Source organism: Methylomonas rosea (genome assembly GCF_024505055.1).
Lineage (GTDB): Bacteria > Pseudomonadota > Gammaproteobacteria > Methylococcales > Methylomonadaceae > Methylomonas > Methylomonas rosea.
Genome location: NZ_JANIBL010000039.1, coordinates 30,621 through 45,600, shown reverse-complemented (window position 1 = coordinate 45,600; position 14,980 = coordinate 30,621). Strand labels below are relative to the sequence as shown.

Genomic DNA, 14,980 nt, shown 5'->3' with positions numbered 1-14,980 from the left:
AAATATACTCCATCATCTGCGATAACTTCGAACGGAGTTTCAACAAACAGCCGTTTTCCCCCAGAACTAACCTGTTCTCGTTTAAATGGCTGGAATTGGCCGTTATGCAAAGCTTTGCACAACGGCCATTATATGAAGTTTCCTTTTATGTACAGTGTTTTGGTTTCGACTGGTTGACATCAGGAATCAGGCGGATTGAGGAAGGCAGTTAGATAAAAAGCTGGACATAATTTTTGCAAATTCCAGTAGTGGATTTTATATTGTTCAATTCGGGAACAGTCATCAGCTCAACAGATAGCGTTTTCTACTTAAAACTTATTCCCAACAGGAAAACAATCACCCTGAATTTATCCGCCATGTCGATAAAAAGTGAAAAATCGATAGGCCTGATGACATCGACCTGAATAAACGCTGATATTCCTGCTTTTTGGTGAATTTGAAAGCATGTTTCAAATCATGGAAATTATGTGAAGTTCGTGAGAGGGATACAGGCTTCAACACCTGATCACATCTCGCGCGCGGCAGCACCGCTATACATAAAAGGAAACTTCACATAATGGCCGTTCCAAGCCAAAGCCCGTAGATAGCAGCGTAATCGGCCCATCTTAGTTGTGAGCCTTGGGTGTAGATGACTGCAATTGCGGCTCTACGAATCGCATCTACATTGGGTAAAACCCAACCGGCGTCGCGTTTATAAAACCGTCCGCTCCAACAACCAATAAGCCCCCATCAACGCCACCATCGCCGAGCAGCCTTTCAGAAACTTCTCGGCAAATGCCGGCTTGTTATTCAGCCACCAGATGATAGGCAACACCACCGACGCCACCGCGATTTGCCCGGTTTCTATGCCTAGGTTAAATGACAGCAGAGGCAACAGGATGCCGGTGTCGCCACTGGTAATATCCATTTCTCGCAGGACGCTGGCAAAGCCAAAGCCGTGAATCAAGCCAAAACCAAAGGTCAGCCACTGTCGGCCTTTTGGGTGATCGCCGCGAATGATGTTTTCAACCGCCACGTATATGATGGTCGCCGCAATCACCGGTTCCACGACACTGCTAGGCAACTCGATGATATTGAGCCCGGCACATGCCAAAGTGATGGAGTGAGCGATGGTAAAGAAGGTGACGATCTTGATCGCCGGCCAAAAACTGTGGGTAACCGCCAGCAAGGCAAACAAGAACAACAGGTGATCGTATCCGGTGAGGATATGCTCGATGCCCAACTTCAAAAAATCCGCAAAAGCGGAAAATCGGGAATCGTTTTGCGCAACGGACGGATCGACTGCAGACAATGCCAATTGCAACTGGTCGTCGGCCCTGCTGAGCATTTTTTCGCTCAACGGTTTGCCGGCGGCATCGCGCACTGTGACGTATTGCTGATGCCCATCTTGCAACCAAGCCAGCAACTTGGATTGCAATAACAACTGTTTGTGCGGAACATTCTGGAATTTGAACTCGACATGGGCATTGTTCTGCTCATCGTAGCTGACTGTTCCGGGCCCAACGGCTTGCACATCAACACCGTCTATATTAACCCGCAACTGCTCAGCCAACATTTTGGCGATGTCCGGCTTGGCAGCTTCGCGCTCGGCGGCGCTAACGTCCGCATCCAGATCACTATCCATCGGCGCAAAGGCTTCGATGTCTTGCAAGGCAAAAGTCAGTTTAGTCACGACTTGGTCGGATTTGACGGCCACATCGATAGAACTTAGACCGGGCGCGTGCGCCAAAGCCCAGCCCGATTGTAACAGCAAGGCAGCCAGTAACAGGTAGCGCCCCAGGCCCGACAGGCCGTGCATTTTCGATCTGCTGAACATTAAGGCCGTTCCCCATTGCCATTGGTTTGCGCGGCTTTCTTACGTTTATGTAGGTAAACCAAAAATCCCAGCACCAGCAACACCAAAGCTACGACACCGCCAATCGCCACCAGAGGTAGATCGGCACCATTGGGATCGACACCCACTTCCAGCGCGATGCGGAATTTATCGTCATCTTCCATGGCTTCGCCGATCATTAGATACAGTACGTAATTGCCGTTTTTATCCACATCGGCTTGGGCTTCTACCGCGCCTTTTGGATAAAGCTTGGAAGGGATTTCAGTGACGGTGCGAATCTCGCGCAAATCATCCGGGGCTTTCTGCCCGGTTTTTTCCACTTCCACTAACTTAATACCAATCGGCGTGGCGCGAATGTCGCGGTCGATCAAATCGGCCGTAAAAAACATCTTGCCTGCTCTGGGGATTTTCTGACAAAACGGCACAAAAGCGGCTTTAGGATCGGGATTTTTATCGTTCTTATCCGGCTGCAAGTAGGCACTGAAATGCACCGCATAAAAATCATTGGCGATGATGCAATCCAAGTCGGGGCGATTGCCCAGCGCATTGGATTGTTTGGTACCGAAGCCGAGTTTGTCGCAGCCGCTCAGTAAAACGACGCAGGCCAGAAGCCCTGCTATAAAATGAGCGGGAAGTCGCTGAATAGTCATAGATTTAAGCCGATGGAAGAATGCTGACTAGGGTTTGACGGTAAATTCGAATTTACCGGTGACGATATGCGTATCCTCCGATACCACCCGGTAGCGGATAGTGTAGGAGCCGGGCGCCAAGGTTGGCACCGTGGCATATATGTTCGCGCCGTTGGTCAGGCTTTGCGCGACGTCGTGGTTATCCACGCGTTTACCGGTGCTGTCGATGACGGCCAAGGCTTTGTATTCGCTGCGCACCGCGTCGTTAAACCACAGATCGATTTGCTTGGGCGATTCGGTGACTATCTCGTCCTTGGCCGGTTGCGATTTCACCAAAATGGCGTGCGCAAATGCCGACACCGGGCTGAATAACGCAATCGCCAACAAGCCGGGTTTTATTATTTTTGTTATGTCTAACTTGGGCATGAGCACCTCTTAAAGTATAAAAATCATTGGCAACTATTCGCCTAATCCAAATGTAGGGTCAAATTCATTCGACCTTTGCTTTTTAACCGAAAGGGCGAATAAATTCGACCCTACGATATATCCAAAGCTATTGTAAAACCGCCGCCGACCATTGCTTGCCGGTCGCCGTTTGCTCTAACCACATCGCCAGCAAGCCAGTGGGCGTGGCGACGATGCGCGGAAATGTAGCCGAACCGCTAGCCGAGGATAACTGTTTCCCCGCCGACCAGTGTCCGCCATTATCGGCGGATTCCGAGACAAACACTTTAGAACCCTCCGGCCCCAGTGCATCCCAAACCGCGACCAAGCGCCCGGCACCAAAAGCGATGTCCGCATGAAATGCGCCGGCTTCGCCAATACGCTGCGGCGTAGTCCAGCTTTTGCCGCTGTTGGTGGATTGCATATGATACAGCCCGACCTGATTTTCTGCGCCAGTCCACACCAGACTATGCAAGGAGCCGTCGCCAGCGACAGTCAAACCGCCGCCGTTATGGGGGCAGCCGTCGAAAACCCAGTTGAACTCACCAACCGTACTCAGGCGTTGCCAACTCGCGCCGCCATCGGCAGTTTGCGCCAGCGCCATGTCGCGCGGTTTCATATCCCGATACAGCACGTTCAATTTACTATCGGCACCGAGAGCCAAGCGGTTCCAGCAGCACGAGCAACTGGAGTCATCGATAGTTTGCGCCAGCTCCCAGGTTTTGCCGGCATCGCTGCTTCGCGCATAGCGCACGCCCTGATAACCATTTTCGTCTCGGTCATCCAGCCACACCGCATGAAAGCGGCCTTCAGTATCCGCCAATAATTCATGATGCGATTGATCGGCATCGCTGCCGGTCAGCTTGGCCCCTTGCTGCCAGGTTTTACCGGCGTCATTGGAATAAACCGTCAACAGCGGCCCCATCCCCGGTAATTCGCCGGTAGTTTGCCAGACCACCAGCAATTTGTCGCCGGCTGCGGCAATTTGTATATCGTTGCCGATTTTCGCCTCGACGGGTTGGGAAAATTGCTGGCTTAATGCGCTGGGCTGCGACCAATGCAAACCGCCGTCTTCGGAATGCATATAGCCTATATAAGGTTGTTTACTGCCGGTTGGCGTCGCGACGAAGACTGCATGCACGGTCTGCCGGTCGACATAGACATCGAAACTGACCAGGTTCGGTAGGGAAAGAGCTTGAGCATCGATAGGACTGAGGACATTAGCACGCAAGACTGGCGTGGAAAACGGCTCGAAAGCTTGCTCGCTACAACCGAACAAAGCCAAAGCAACGACTAAACAGCCGCCCAAAATGCGAGCCTTGAAATTAGGCATGAGATCGATCACTTAAAAATAAAACGGGGCGATGATTAGACCATATTGCCACACAAAGCAGAACTGGGGATTGCGGTTTAACCTGCCAGGCGGTTTTGCCGCTTAAACCCGAGACGCGCCAGGATTGGTGCAATAGTGGAATATCGATACGATTTCGTTTTCCCTAAATTCCGTATCCTCGCTTGGATTTCAGCTGGCGCCGCACATGCAGCAAAATAGCCGCGTGGATAGCAATGGCCGCTACTAGGCCTATCGCATGGAACATTGGCGTTCCTCCGCCGGCGATTTGCACCTGCCGCAAGGCATAGGCGCCAAAGGGTACGAACAGCGCCAACGCAGTACCAAGGCCGGGATTGTAGCCGCGGAAGACGAAGGCATGGATAACGTGGACTAAAGCATTAACCAGCACCAGATACACCGCGATTAGCGCCCAGCCGACATTGCCAGCTGCCGCCAAATACAACGACAAGGTGATGACGCCCCACACTCCGGGAACATTGATGATGAATACCGCTGTTGGCGAGAGTACTTCTTTGCCTTTGCCAATCGTTGCATTGAAGAACAGACGGAAACGATCATGGTCGTGCTCTTCGTATTGATGCAGCATATAAACCGGCAACAAAACAAACGTCGCCGTTAACGCTGTTGACCACGATGCTGTCAGCAAGGGCATAAGCAACAGCAAAAGCAGCCCGGCCATGAAGCCTCCGTAAACCCAGTTTACGATGATTCGATTAAGCATGATTAAGATACGGGGAGAGGTGATGGATAAACACAATGCTGGCCGTTGGCTGAAAAAGTCCAAAACGCCTAGACAGTATAGCCACACTTTTCGCCTAGATTCCAAGCCCCAGCTTCTCAAATCCAAGGGAAGCAATGCGCCCGCCAGGCGTTAGGATTTCCAAGTTGGAGCTTGATAATCAGGGGAAAAAGGCATGTGGGGCCGAATTGATTCGACCTGTGAGTGAAAACCTACTTTACCGACGCAGAGCCCGCCAAATCCATTTCTAACCGCGCTTGCAAACCACCCAACCCCGACTTGGCAAAATCAATATCCGCCGCATGCAAGGCCACAATGCGCTGCACGATGGACAACCCCAAGCCGCTACCCTCAACGCTATTGGCGGTTTCCACGCAACGGTAAAAGCGCTGGGTGATGCGCTGGTAATCGTCGTCGGCGACGCCGGGGCCGCTGTCGTCTACAGTCAACTGCAAGCGGTTATTTTCGCAGCGACAAGCTACTTTGATATGCCCTTCAATAGGCGAATATTTGATGGCGTTATCGATCAAGTTGCGTATCAACACTTGAAACAGCTGCGGATTGGCGTCTATCAACAGACCCGACTCGCCTTGCAATTCAATTTCGATACGCTTGTCGCGGGCAGCGTGGTCCAGGTCGGAAATCACTTCGATCAAGGCTTCGTTAACATCAACAGACTGCTTGGCAATCCCGGCCTGTTGATGCTGTACTCGCGACAAAGTCAGCAATTGCTGCACCGTGTGCGTCATCCGCGACACCGCTTGCTGGGCTTTTTGCAAGGCCTGGTCGCGCATCTGCGTATCGGTGGTTTTTTGCGCCACCTGAATTTGCGTCAACAGACCGGCCAGCGGGGTGCGTAGTTCGTGGGAGGCGTCGGAGGTAAAGTTGCGTTCGTTAGCAAAAGCCTGTTCCAGCATCGCAAACAAGCTGTTGATTTGCGTGACTACCGGCAATACTTCGTCCGGCAAATTATCAACCGACAGTGGTTGCAGATAGCCGGCGGCACGGCTGGCCAATTGTTCCTTGACCTGATTGACCGGCGACAAGGTGCGACTGACAATCCACCAAATCATCACGCCCAATATCGGCAATGCGATCAAAAAGCCGATCACTTGCTGGCCGGCAATGCCTTCCACCAATTCCCGGCGGATGTCGTCACGCTGACCGACATGAATCACATAATTACCGTTTTCGGTACTCAAACTGAATACATGCCACAGCTGTCCATCCAGCATGGTTTCGCTGTAGCCGTTTCGCGTCAAGGACAGCGCAAATTCCGGTGCGCTTTCCGAGCGCAACACCAGCCCCTCTTTCACTGAACGCAACTGAAAGGCAATCTTGCGTTCGTACTTGTGACCGAGGATAGGTGTGTCGAACAACTCAGGGGTTTTATCGCGCTCCCAAAGCTTGGTCAGCGCCCGCTGCCGGACCATGTTCTCGACAAAGGCGTGCACCACGCGAGCCGACTGCGCTAGTTCGGCGTTGAATAGTTCGGTGACTTCGTCGCGGGTTTGTTTGTAACTGATGTAGGCGGTAACGCCCCAAACCAGCAACAGCGAAGTTAGGAGCGACAGCAGCAGCTGCTTTTTCAGGGAGCGTGGCGCCAGACAAGAACGTTTGGCCATTAGTTCTCGTCGATGATGTAACCGACCCCGCGTATGGTGCGAATCAGATTGGTATCCAGTTTTTTCCGCAGATGATGGATATGCACTTCCACGGCATTGCTTTCTACTTCGGAACCCCAGGCATATAAGGACTCTTCCAATCGGGCTCGGGAAATGACCTGGCCGATATGTCCCATTAGATAGCTGAGTACTTCAAATTCCTTTTGCGCCAAATCAACCGGCTTGCCATTGAAATACACTTGGTGGGCGGCCGGATCAATAGTAACGCCTTTGTGCTCCAGCAAGGGTAAGCTATGCCCATCATGGCGGCGGGCCAATGCACGCAAACGTGCGCAAATTTCCGCTAAGTCGAAGGGTTTGGTGACAAAGTCGTCGGCGCCATTATCCAGCCCGGCCACCCGTTCGGCAACGCCTTCGCGAGCTGTCAATACCAAAACCGGGGTACTGTCCTTACGGCGGCGCAGGTTTTTTAACACGCTCATGCCGTCCATGCGCGGCAGGTTCAGGTCCAAGACAACCAGATCATAATGGTTCAGTTTCAGCGCTTCGTCGGCCTGCGCACCGTCGATTAGCCAATCCACGGCATAACCTTCCATAGTCAAGCCGGCTTTCAAACCATCACCGAGGATGGCATCGTCTTCTACCAGTAATAAGCGCATGATTTGTATACCTATGGGCTGAGTAATTAACTTAGCCTGGATTGTAGCAATGATTCCGTAGTGTTCTGTGAGCGAGTAGGCAACTTAAAAGTTCGCTGGGATTACGACTAAACCCAGCGAATTGCAAAAACCGCATCAAGCGGAAAGGCTTTGCTCGAGATTGACGCGCAGGGCCTCCAGAAAATCCTCGGTCGTTAAATAATGCGAGTCGTTCAAATCGTCACCGTAAATACACAAGGCTAAATCCTTGGTCATTTGTCCGGCTTCGACGGTATCGACGCAGACTTTTTCCAGGGTTTCGCAAAAGTTAATTAGCTCGGCGTTGCCGTCCAATTTGCCACGAAACGCCAGACCGCGAGTCCAGGCAAAAATCGACGCAATCGGATTTGTGGAGGTTTTTTTGCCCTGCTGATGCATGCGGTAATGGCGGGTAACCGTGCCGTGAGCGGCCTCGGCTTCCATGGTTTTTCCGTCCGGCGTGACCAATGTAGATGTCATCAAACCCAGCGAACCGAAGCCTTGCGCCACGGTGTCGGATTGCACATCGCCGTCGTAGTTTTTGCAGGCCCAGACAAACGCGCCGTTCCATTTCAACGCAGACGCCACCATATCGTCGATCAGCTTATGTTCGTAGACTATGCCTTTGGCTTCGTACAGGTGTTTGTACTCGGCCTGGTAAATTTCTTCGAAGATGTCCTTGAAGCGGCCGTCGTATTTTTTCAGGATGGTATTTTTAGTGGATAGGTACAGCGGCCAGCCCCTATCCAGCGCCACATTGAAACAACTACGGGCGAAACCGGCGATAGATTCGTCGGTGTTGTACATCGCCAAGGCCACGCCGTCGCCTTCGAAATGATAGACCTCAAAACTTTGTTCAGGGCCACCGTCATCAGGCGTAAAGCTGATTTTTAATTTGCCTTTACCCTTGGTGACGAAATCGGTGGCGCGGTATTGGTCGCCGAATGCGTGCCGGCCGATGCAGATTGGCTGAGTCCAATTCGGTACCAGGCGCGGTACGTTGCTACAAATAATAGGCTCGCGAAACACGGTGCCGTCCAAGATGTTACGTATCGTGCCGTTCGGCGATTTGTACATTTTTTTCAGGCCAAATTCTTCCACCCGCGCTTCGTCCGGGGTGATGGTGGCGCATTTGATGCCTACGCCGTGCTTTTGGATAGCGTGGGCGGCATCGATGGTGACTTGGTCGTCGGTGGCATCGCGCTGCTCTATGCCTAAGTCGTAATAATCGATTTGCAGATCCAGGTAAGGCAGAATCAACTTGTCTTTAATGAAATGCCAGATGATGCGGGTCATTTCATCGCCGTCGATCTCCACCACCGGATTTTTGACGGATATTTTCTTCATAACAGCTCCTCACCTTTCACTAAAAATGGCCTTCAGTATAGCTTGCATACCCCTGAAACACGGAATGTTTAACGCCTTGCTCGGCTCTGCCCGGAACGCGTCGCGCAATAATCGAATCACGGCGAAAACTAGGCTATACTGCCGAAGCAGCATTGACGCATGATGCCGTAAGACATTGTTCTGTACAGGGTTTTAGCAACAGGCTTTACCCGGCAACACCGTTTTTCTTTAACATCCGATAGCAGGACAATGAGCCAATAATAATAAAAAATCATTCTTGAGGAGGTGTAAATGACTAGTCAGATCTTCGACTACGAAGCGATAGTCATCGGTAGCGGCTTCGGCGGCGCCATCAGCTTTTGCCGGCTCGCGCAAAAGTGGGGTTCCAAGGTCTTGCTACTGGAACGTGGCAGGCAGTATCCGATGGGCTCTTTCGCCCGCTCACCCAAACAAATTGCCGACAGCTTTTGGAGCTTGGAAGGCGACGCGGTAGAACGGCCGCGTCATATTCAAAACAAGAATCTGCGCGGCCTGTTCGACATCCGAAATTACAAGAAAATGGATGCGGTCATTTCGGCGGGCCTGGGCGGCGGCTCACTGATTTATGCCAACGTCTTCCTCGAACCGCCCGAACAGGTCTTCGAGCAAGGCTGGCCGACCGGCTTGGATAAAACCACTCTCGCCCCCTATTACCAAGTGGCGAAACAAGTTTTGGGCGCCCGCCCAGTGCCATCCTGGCAAACCGACGACCGCCGAAAAATCGTCCGCACCGAATTGTTTCAAGAGTTTGCCACCCACGAAAATCGCACCAGTAAACTGGCCGACATTTGCGTATTCTTTGGCAACGATTACAACTACCAGGGTTCGGATTCACCAACCCCCATTGGTTTGCAAGAAAAAAACCGCTACGGCGCCACGCAAACCTCCTGCACCTACTGCGGCGAATGCGATGTCGGTTGCAACACCCACTCCAAAAATACCCTCGACCTCAACTACATCCACGCCGGCCAACAGACCCATGGCGGCCAAGTGTTTACCGACTGCCAAGCCGAAAAAATCGTCCCACTCAACCAACACGGCGACGACGACAGCTCGGCCAGCGGCGAATTCGGTTATCGGGTGGAATTTCAGAATTTTGCCTCGGGACAGTCGCAAAGCCTGAAAACCCGCCGCGTGGTGGTTTCGGCGGGCACCTTCGGCAGCAACGAACTATTGCTGCGCTGTCGCGATGTGCATCGCAGCCTGCCCAAACTTAGCGAACAATTGGGCCGCTGGTTTTCCGGCAACGGCGACTTTTTATCGTTTGCTATCGAGGGTAAAAAAGACGCCGACCCAAACTACGGACCGGTGATCACCCAATACACCGATTACAACTTGTTCGACCGTTTCAACCGCAATCAGGCATTTGTATTGGAAGACGCCTCTTACCCAGCCTGGCTGGCTTGGTACATCGAAGGCGCGTTTCCAACCAGTACATTGCGCAAATTGGTGCGGGCCCTGAAAGCGTTGGTGACATGGTTGAAAAAATATCTGAGCAACGGCGTCTGGAACGGTTCGTTGGGATTTTCTTTGCATGAAATATTAAAGGACGATTTGTCTTCGAAGTCCGTGGTGATGTTGTGTATGGGCCTGGATCACGGCGACGGCACACTGACACTTAATAAATCAGACCATATCGATTTGGATTGGCCGCAAGATACCAGCATGAGTTTGTATCAAGCCATACTCACCGCCGGTGAGCGCTTTAAAAAATTTGTCAAATCCAATTGGTTTTTCCCCTTGCCGACCTGGGAGTTGCCGATTCGCCATAACGTGACCGTGCATCCCTTAGGCGGCTGTATCCTGGCCGACTCACCGGACAAGGGCGTGGTCAGCGGCCACCCCGAACAGCGCGGCCAAGTGTTCGGCTACCACGGCTTGTATGTCGCTGATGGTTCGATTCTGCCCAGTGCAGTCGGTGCCAACCCGGTGGCGACCATCTCGGCTACAGCCGAGTGGATTGCCGAAGGCATTACCGGCATCAAACCCGATGCCAGCCTGGGCGTCTAAACCCAATTCACAGGAATACTGACATGACAACTACCAACAAAACCTCGTTCGAATTTACTGAAGAAATGAAAGGCTATCTCAGCCTGGGCCAAACCGCTTTTGAAGACGGTTACAAGCAAGGCAAAGAAGACAACCATTACTTCATGTTTCATCTGACTATCCAAAGCGACGACCTGGATACTTTTCTGGAGTCCGACGCCCACCAATCGGCGGCCATCGGCTATGTGGAAGGTGATTTGATCGGCGGCCGCCGTACCGTCGACAAAGGCGTGTTTAATTTGTTCGTCGACAGCGCCGATGCCGACCGCAAACAAATGCTCTATCGCTTGTTTTTTACCGATGCCAATGGCCAGGCTCTGACCCTGAGCGGGCGGAAGCAGATTCAAAACAACGTCGGTCCGGATTTGTGGGCCGACACCACCACCTTGTTTACCAACTTATTCAAGGGCCATGTGGAAGCGGATAAGGAAGCCAAAGCCAAGGTCTACGCCACCGGCTTGCTGTATATCGAGGTAATGGACTTTGCCAAGCAATTGACGACGATACGCGCCAGCGGCGAGACGTTAAAAGACCGCCTGCATGCGGTGGAACGCTTCGGCGGTTTCTTTTTGGGCGCGTTATGGGAGGTTTACAAACCGGCCATGACGCCAAAAATGGGCAGTTTCGAACGAGAAATTCCGCTATACACCACCGAGGGTGTCAAGGATGCCGAAATCAGCACGCATGCGTTCACCACCGCCGACCGACTGGGCCTGAGTTTGTTGCGCTTCAAGCGCGCGACCAGTGACGACGTGGTGGTTTTGGTGCCGGGCCTGACCGCCGCCAGCGATATGTTCATCATGCCGGAACATTACAATCTGACCAGCTATCTGCTGGACCACGGTTTCAGCGATGTCTGGACCTTGGATGGCCGGATCAGCAACCGTTATTCCTATAATCTGCACCGACATAATTACAATGTCGACGATCTGGCGCTGTACGACATGCCGGCGGCTATCGCGACCGTGCGCGCGGCGGTCGGCCCGTCCGCACGCATCCATGTCATCAGCCACTGCTTTGGGGCCTTGGCGTTTACCATGGGCCTGTTCGGCAAAGCGGTGACCGGCGTGCGCAGCCTGATCGCCAATGGCGTGGCGCTGACGCCGTGCGTGCCGCTGCCGGCCAAGATCAAGCTGTATCTAGGGCCGCTGGCTGCCGATTATATTTTGGGCGTGGATTATTTGAACCCTTATTGGCGGCGCGAACCGGGTTGGGGGGCGGGTAAATTGCTGGCGACGGCGATTTCGGCATTTCATAAAGAATGCGACTCGCCGGAATGCCATATGCTCAGTTTCATGTGGGGTTGGGGTTTTCCGGTGTTGTACAAACACGAAAATCTGCACGATGTGACGCATCGCCGTTGCGGCGATTTGTTCGGCGGCTGTAGCGTCAATTACTACCGGCATGTGTTGAAAATGGTCAACGCTAATAACACCGCCGTGAAATATCAGCCCAATGAACCGCGTTACCGGAGCTTGCCGGACAATTATTTCCAGCATGCTGCCGAGATCGACACCCCGTGTCTGTTCGTCGCCGGCCAGGACAATGCATTGTTCCGCAACTCCAACATCGTCTGCCATCAACGTCTGGAACAAATCGTGCCGGGCCGCCACGAACTGCATCTATTCCCCGATTACGGCCACGCCGATGTGATCATGGGTAAAAATGCCGCGCAAGACATCTATCCGCGCTTCGTGGAATTTTTACAAAAACACCGCAATTGAGGAGCACAGTGATGACCAGCACCCAAGAAGATTTACAACTGACGCTAGCCACCCTGCAACCTAAGCGGGCAACGCCGAGCACCGGCCTAAACCGCTTGTGCGTCTGCATCAGCGACGTGCATTTCACTGACGACACGGTTGGAAGCCAAAGCGCGGAAGAAACGGTCTGGCCGATTTTTTTCGATGAAATCGTTACGGTCTGCACCAAACAAAAGATCGACGAATTGACTTTGATCCTCGACGGTGACGTCGTGGACATGATTCGCAGCGCGGAATGGGCGATGGCCGAGGTCTATCCCTGGCAACGCCAGCATCCGGAATTTAAACCCTGCTTGCGCCGGATTATGGCCAGCATCATAAAGATACATTGCCGTGCCCCTGACCCCAGCGACCCCGATGGCGCTTGCGGATTTTTTTATCGTTTGCAGGAAACAGTAAAGGTTTTGAAAAAAAAGCAGATCAGCGTTGAAGTGTTGACCTTGTTGGGTAATCACGATAAAGAGATTTTTGCCGACCCGGATGTGTTGAAAATGTATTACAAAGACTGCGTGGGGCAGCCGATTCAGGAACTATCGGCGGCTTATCGCAGTTGGATAGGCAAAATGTATTTCGATGACGAGCAACATTTCGCCGCGCCCGACAGCGTACCCTGGTTGCCCTTTTATTGGGGCGATACGGAGTTACGGACCTTCATCACCCACGGCCATTGGCGCGACCGCGACAACAGCCTGAGCATTAGTGCCGCAAATGGACAATCGGGCTGGACGACTAAAGACGGCTGGCGCGCGCACGCTTGGCAACAGTTAAATTACCGCCCCTTTACCGAACCTTGTTTCGGTGACACGGTAGCGGCTGGTGCCTTATCGACCTTCATTTACCGCTGTCAACTGGCGCTGGAAGACTACCGAAAAACCAAGAACGATCCGCAGCTGGACTTAAGCCGCATCAAGCGCATTTTGGCAGAACTGGATTTGTATCGGCCTACCTCCGCGGCGGTGAGCAGGATTCTGGAAGAAACCCGTAATAAAGCCAGTGAGGAATTACGCGATATCATCGAGTCTGAGTTGTATAAAGCCTTGTGCCTCTGGCTGAGTGACGATTTTACCCTGGAAAGTTCGCCGTCCGGGCGCCGGATAGGCCTGAAAATAGCCAGGGTATGGCTAATGTTGACAGGCCGCTTTGATAAGGTTCGAATCCAGTTGCATTTAGTACGTGCGGTGTTGCTGATCGCGGATATGCTGGAAAAAATCCAGCCCGAGTCGGTGTACAGCGAAGACGGTGCCAGTTTTAAGAATCTGCAGGCTTTTCCGACCTTTCAAGACGCATTTCTGGCTAAAGGTTTTCATCTGCACGGCGAAGGTCACACGCATATCCCGCTGGAAACCGAAGCCGATATGGATTACCCGCCCAACGGCTCGTATAACAACCTTACCTACATCAATTTCGGCACCTGGCGTGATCAAATTGTCGACAAAGAGAAGGGCGGTTATCGGCGGCGCGGTATCGGTCGCACTCTGTACGTGTTGAATCTGCAAAATCAACAGCCTCCGGAATATCGCTATTTCGTCAGAGACAATCTGAATTGGAGCGACAATATGGATCGTTTGTAGTTCTGGCGCAATGCCGCGGACGCCTGGTAAAGCCTGGCGCTGCGGCATGTGTTAGAATCGGGCCAATGCAGGAATTAGACACATTTAAGCTAATCGAGCGGATTAGCGCCTTACTCCGCTCGGAAGAGCGCAAAAAATACGCGGCAATCGGTTTGCAACCGGTACATGGTCAAGTGTTGGAATATCTGGCCAAGTGCAATAAATACAGCAACACCCATGCCGCGGTGGCCGAATATCTGGGCTTGACCAAGGGTACCGTGTCGCAGACTATCCAGATTTTGGAGCGTAAGCGCTATCTGGATAAGACCACCGATCTATTGGACGGCAGAGTAGTGCATCTAAGCCTGACAGATACCGGCAAGCAGTTGATCGACGAGTTAAAACCGCTGGATATTTTCAAGCAGGCCGAATCCAAAGTCAGCCGCCAGGAATTCGATACCATAGGTCAAGCACTGCAAACCACGCTGGGCGTGCTGCAGAAAGTCAATGAATCCAAGAGCTTTGGTTTATGCCGCTCCTGCCATTATTTTTCGGTAGAACAGCATCACTATCAATGCGGATTGACCGAACAACCCTTGGATCGTGAAGATACTGATAAAATATGTCGCGATCATTTACCCATTCCCAATTCATTCATAGACCAAGAGTAGCCACCATGTTTGATCCCAAAGCCATAGACAACCTTGCCGAGCGTATCGCCGGTGCCATTCCTCCCGGTTTGACCAGCCTGAAGGACGACGTCGAAAAAAATGTGCACGCCTTGCTACAAAGCGGACTATCCAAATTGGATCTGGTCAGCCGCGAAGAATTTGAAGTACAAAAAGCGGTATTGGCAAAAACCCGCGCCCGCTTGGAAGAGCTGGAAAAACGCGTCGCCGAACTGGAACAACGGATTCCGCAAGCCTAAAA

General features: G+C 52.4%; 14 protein-coding genes. 6 read left to right on the top strand and 8 right to left on the bottom strand.

The window, feature by feature from the left end; genetic code table 11:
- The coding region (locus NP589_RS13240) for a hypothetical protein (protein ID WP_256607421.1) at positions 1-212 on the top strand (212 nt) is incomplete at its 5' end.
- A gap of 479 nt (positions 213-691) precedes the next feature.
- On the opposite strand, the gene NP589_RS13235 is transcribed toward NP589_RS13240, so the two are convergent.
- From NP589_RS13235 to NP589_RS13200, 8 genes are all read right to left on the bottom strand, one after another.
- Positions 692-1,816, bottom strand: a complete 1,125-nt coding sequence (locus NP589_RS13235; RefSeq protein ID WP_256607420.1) for a HupE/UreJ family protein — start codon at positions 1,814-1,816, stop codon at positions 692-694.
- Positions 1,816-2,484 carry a hypothetical protein gene (locus tag NP589_RS13230; protein ID WP_256607419.1) on the bottom strand — a complete coding sequence of 223 codons (669 nt, stop codon included), beginning with the start codon at positions 2,482-2,484 and terminating at the stop codon, positions 1,816-1,818. The genes NP589_RS13235 and NP589_RS13230 overlap by 1 nt, the downstream gene beginning before the upstream one ends.
- Before the next feature lie 27 nt (positions 2,485-2,511).
- Positions 2,512-2,889 (bottom strand): copper resistance CopC family protein, encoded by a 378-nt coding sequence (locus NP589_RS13225; RefSeq protein ID WP_256607418.1) that lies wholly within the window; start codon positions 2,887-2,889, stop codon positions 2,512-2,514.
- 127 nt (positions 2,890-3,016) lie between these two features.
- On the bottom strand, positions 3,017-4,240 hold the full coding sequence (locus NP589_RS13220) for a sialidase family protein (RefSeq protein ID WP_256607417.1): 1,224 nt from the start codon (positions 4,238-4,240) through the stop codon (positions 3,017-3,019).
- Between the two features lie 163 nt (positions 4,241-4,403).
- The gene (locus NP589_RS13215) at positions 4,404-4,940 is read right to left on the bottom strand and encodes an HXXEE domain-containing protein (RefSeq protein WP_256607416.1); all 537 of its coding nucleotides are present in this window, start codon (positions 4,938-4,940) and stop codon (positions 4,404-4,406) included.
- Between the two features lie 272 nt (positions 4,941-5,212).
- A complete protein-coding gene (locus NP589_RS13210) occupies positions 5,213-6,625 on the bottom strand; it encodes an ATP-binding protein (protein ID WP_256607415.1) in 1,413 nt (470 codons plus the stop codon).
- On the bottom strand, positions 6,625-7,284 hold the full coding sequence (locus NP589_RS13205; protein WP_064037203.1) for a response regulator: 660 nt from the start codon (positions 7,282-7,284) through the stop codon (positions 6,625-6,627). Before NP589_RS13205 ends, NP589_RS13210 begins: the two co-directional genes overlap by 1 nt.
- 135 nt (positions 7,285-7,419) lie before the next feature.
- Positions 7,420-8,649 (bottom strand): NADP-dependent isocitrate dehydrogenase, encoded by a 1,230-nt coding sequence (locus tag NP589_RS13200; protein WP_256607414.1) that lies wholly within the window; start codon positions 8,647-8,649, stop codon positions 7,420-7,422.
- Between the two features lie 291 nt (positions 8,650-8,940).
- On the opposite strand from NP589_RS13200, the gene NP589_RS13195 reads away from it, so the two are divergent.
- The 5 genes from NP589_RS13195 (at position 8,941) to ubiK (ending at position 14,978) form a co-directional block, all read left to right on the top strand.
- Positions 8,941-10,698 (top strand): GMC oxidoreductase, encoded by a 1,758-nt coding sequence (locus tag NP589_RS13195; protein ID WP_256607413.1) that lies wholly within the window; start codon positions 8,941-8,943, stop codon positions 10,696-10,698.
- A gap of 23 nt (positions 10,699-10,721) precedes the next feature.
- Positions 10,722-12,461 carry an alpha/beta hydrolase family protein gene (locus tag NP589_RS13190; protein ID WP_256607412.1) on the top strand — a complete coding sequence of 580 codons (1,740 nt, stop codon included), beginning with the start codon at positions 10,722-10,724 and terminating at the stop codon, positions 12,459-12,461.
- Between the two features lie 11 nt (positions 12,462-12,472).
- Complete coding sequence (locus tag NP589_RS13185; RefSeq protein WP_256607411.1) at positions 12,473-14,071, top strand: hypothetical protein; 1,599 nt, start codon at positions 12,473-12,475, stop codon at positions 14,069-14,071.
- A gap of 65 nt (positions 14,072-14,136) precedes the next feature.
- Positions 14,137-14,721, top strand: a complete 585-nt coding sequence (locus tag NP589_RS13180) for a MarR family winged helix-turn-helix transcriptional regulator (RefSeq protein ID WP_256607410.1) — start codon at positions 14,137-14,139, stop codon at positions 14,719-14,721.
- 5 nt (positions 14,722-14,726) lie between these two features.
- The gene (gene ubiK, locus NP589_RS13175) at positions 14,727-14,978 is read left to right on the top strand and encodes a ubiquinone biosynthesis accessory factor UbiK (RefSeq protein ID WP_256607409.1); all 252 of its coding nucleotides are present in this window, start codon (positions 14,727-14,729) and stop codon (positions 14,976-14,978) included.
- Positions 14,979-14,980: the final 2 nt, after the last annotated feature.

Bases quoted from the DNA above. Each gene is read 5' to 3' on its own strand.
- NP589_RS13215 (WP_256607416.1), bottom strand. From the start codon at position 4,940: ATGGCCGGGCTGCTTTTGCTGTTGCTTATGCCCTTGCTGACAGCATCG.
- ubiK (WP_256607409.1), top strand. From the start codon at position 14,727: ATGTTTGATCCCAAAGCCATAGACAACCTTGCCGAGCGTATCGCCGGT.
- NP589_RS13230 (WP_256607419.1), bottom strand. From the start codon at position 2,484: ATGACTATTCAGCGACTTCCCGCTCATTTTATAGCAGGGCTTCTGGCC.
- NP589_RS13180 (WP_256607410.1), top strand. From the start codon at position 14,137: ATGCAGGAATTAGACACATTTAAGCTAATCGAGCGGATTAGCGCCTTA.
- NP589_RS13205 (WP_064037203.1), bottom strand. From the start codon at position 7,284: ATGCGCTTATTACTGGTAGAAGACGATGCCATCCTCGGTGATGGTTTG.
- NP589_RS13185 (WP_256607411.1), top strand. From the start codon at position 12,473: ATGACCAGCACCCAAGAAGATTTACAACTGACGCTAGCCACCCTGCAA.
- NP589_RS13220 (WP_256607417.1), bottom strand. From the start codon at position 4,240: ATGCCTAATTTCAAGGCTCGCATTTTGGGCGGCTGTTTAGTCGTTGCT.
- NP589_RS13190 (WP_256607412.1), top strand. From the start codon at position 10,722: ATGACAACTACCAACAAAACCTCGTTCGAATTTACTGAAGAAATGAAA.
- NP589_RS13210 (WP_256607415.1), bottom strand. From the start codon at position 6,625: ATGGCCAAACGTTCTTGTCTGGCGCCACGCTCCCTGAAAAAGCAGCTG.
- NP589_RS13195 (WP_256607413.1), top strand. From the start codon at position 8,941: ATGACTAGTCAGATCTTCGACTACGAAGCGATAGTCATCGGTAGCGGC.
- NP589_RS13200 (WP_256607414.1), bottom strand. From the start codon at position 8,649: ATGAAGAAAATATCCGTCAAAAATCCGGTGGTGGAGATCGACGGCGAT.
- NP589_RS13225 (WP_256607418.1), bottom strand. From the start codon at position 2,889: ATGCCCAAGTTAGACATAACAAAAATAATAAAACCCGGCTTGTTGGCG.
- NP589_RS13235 (WP_256607420.1), bottom strand. From the start codon at position 1,816: ATGTTCAGCAGATCGAAAATGCACGGCCTGTCGGGCCTGGGGCGCTAC.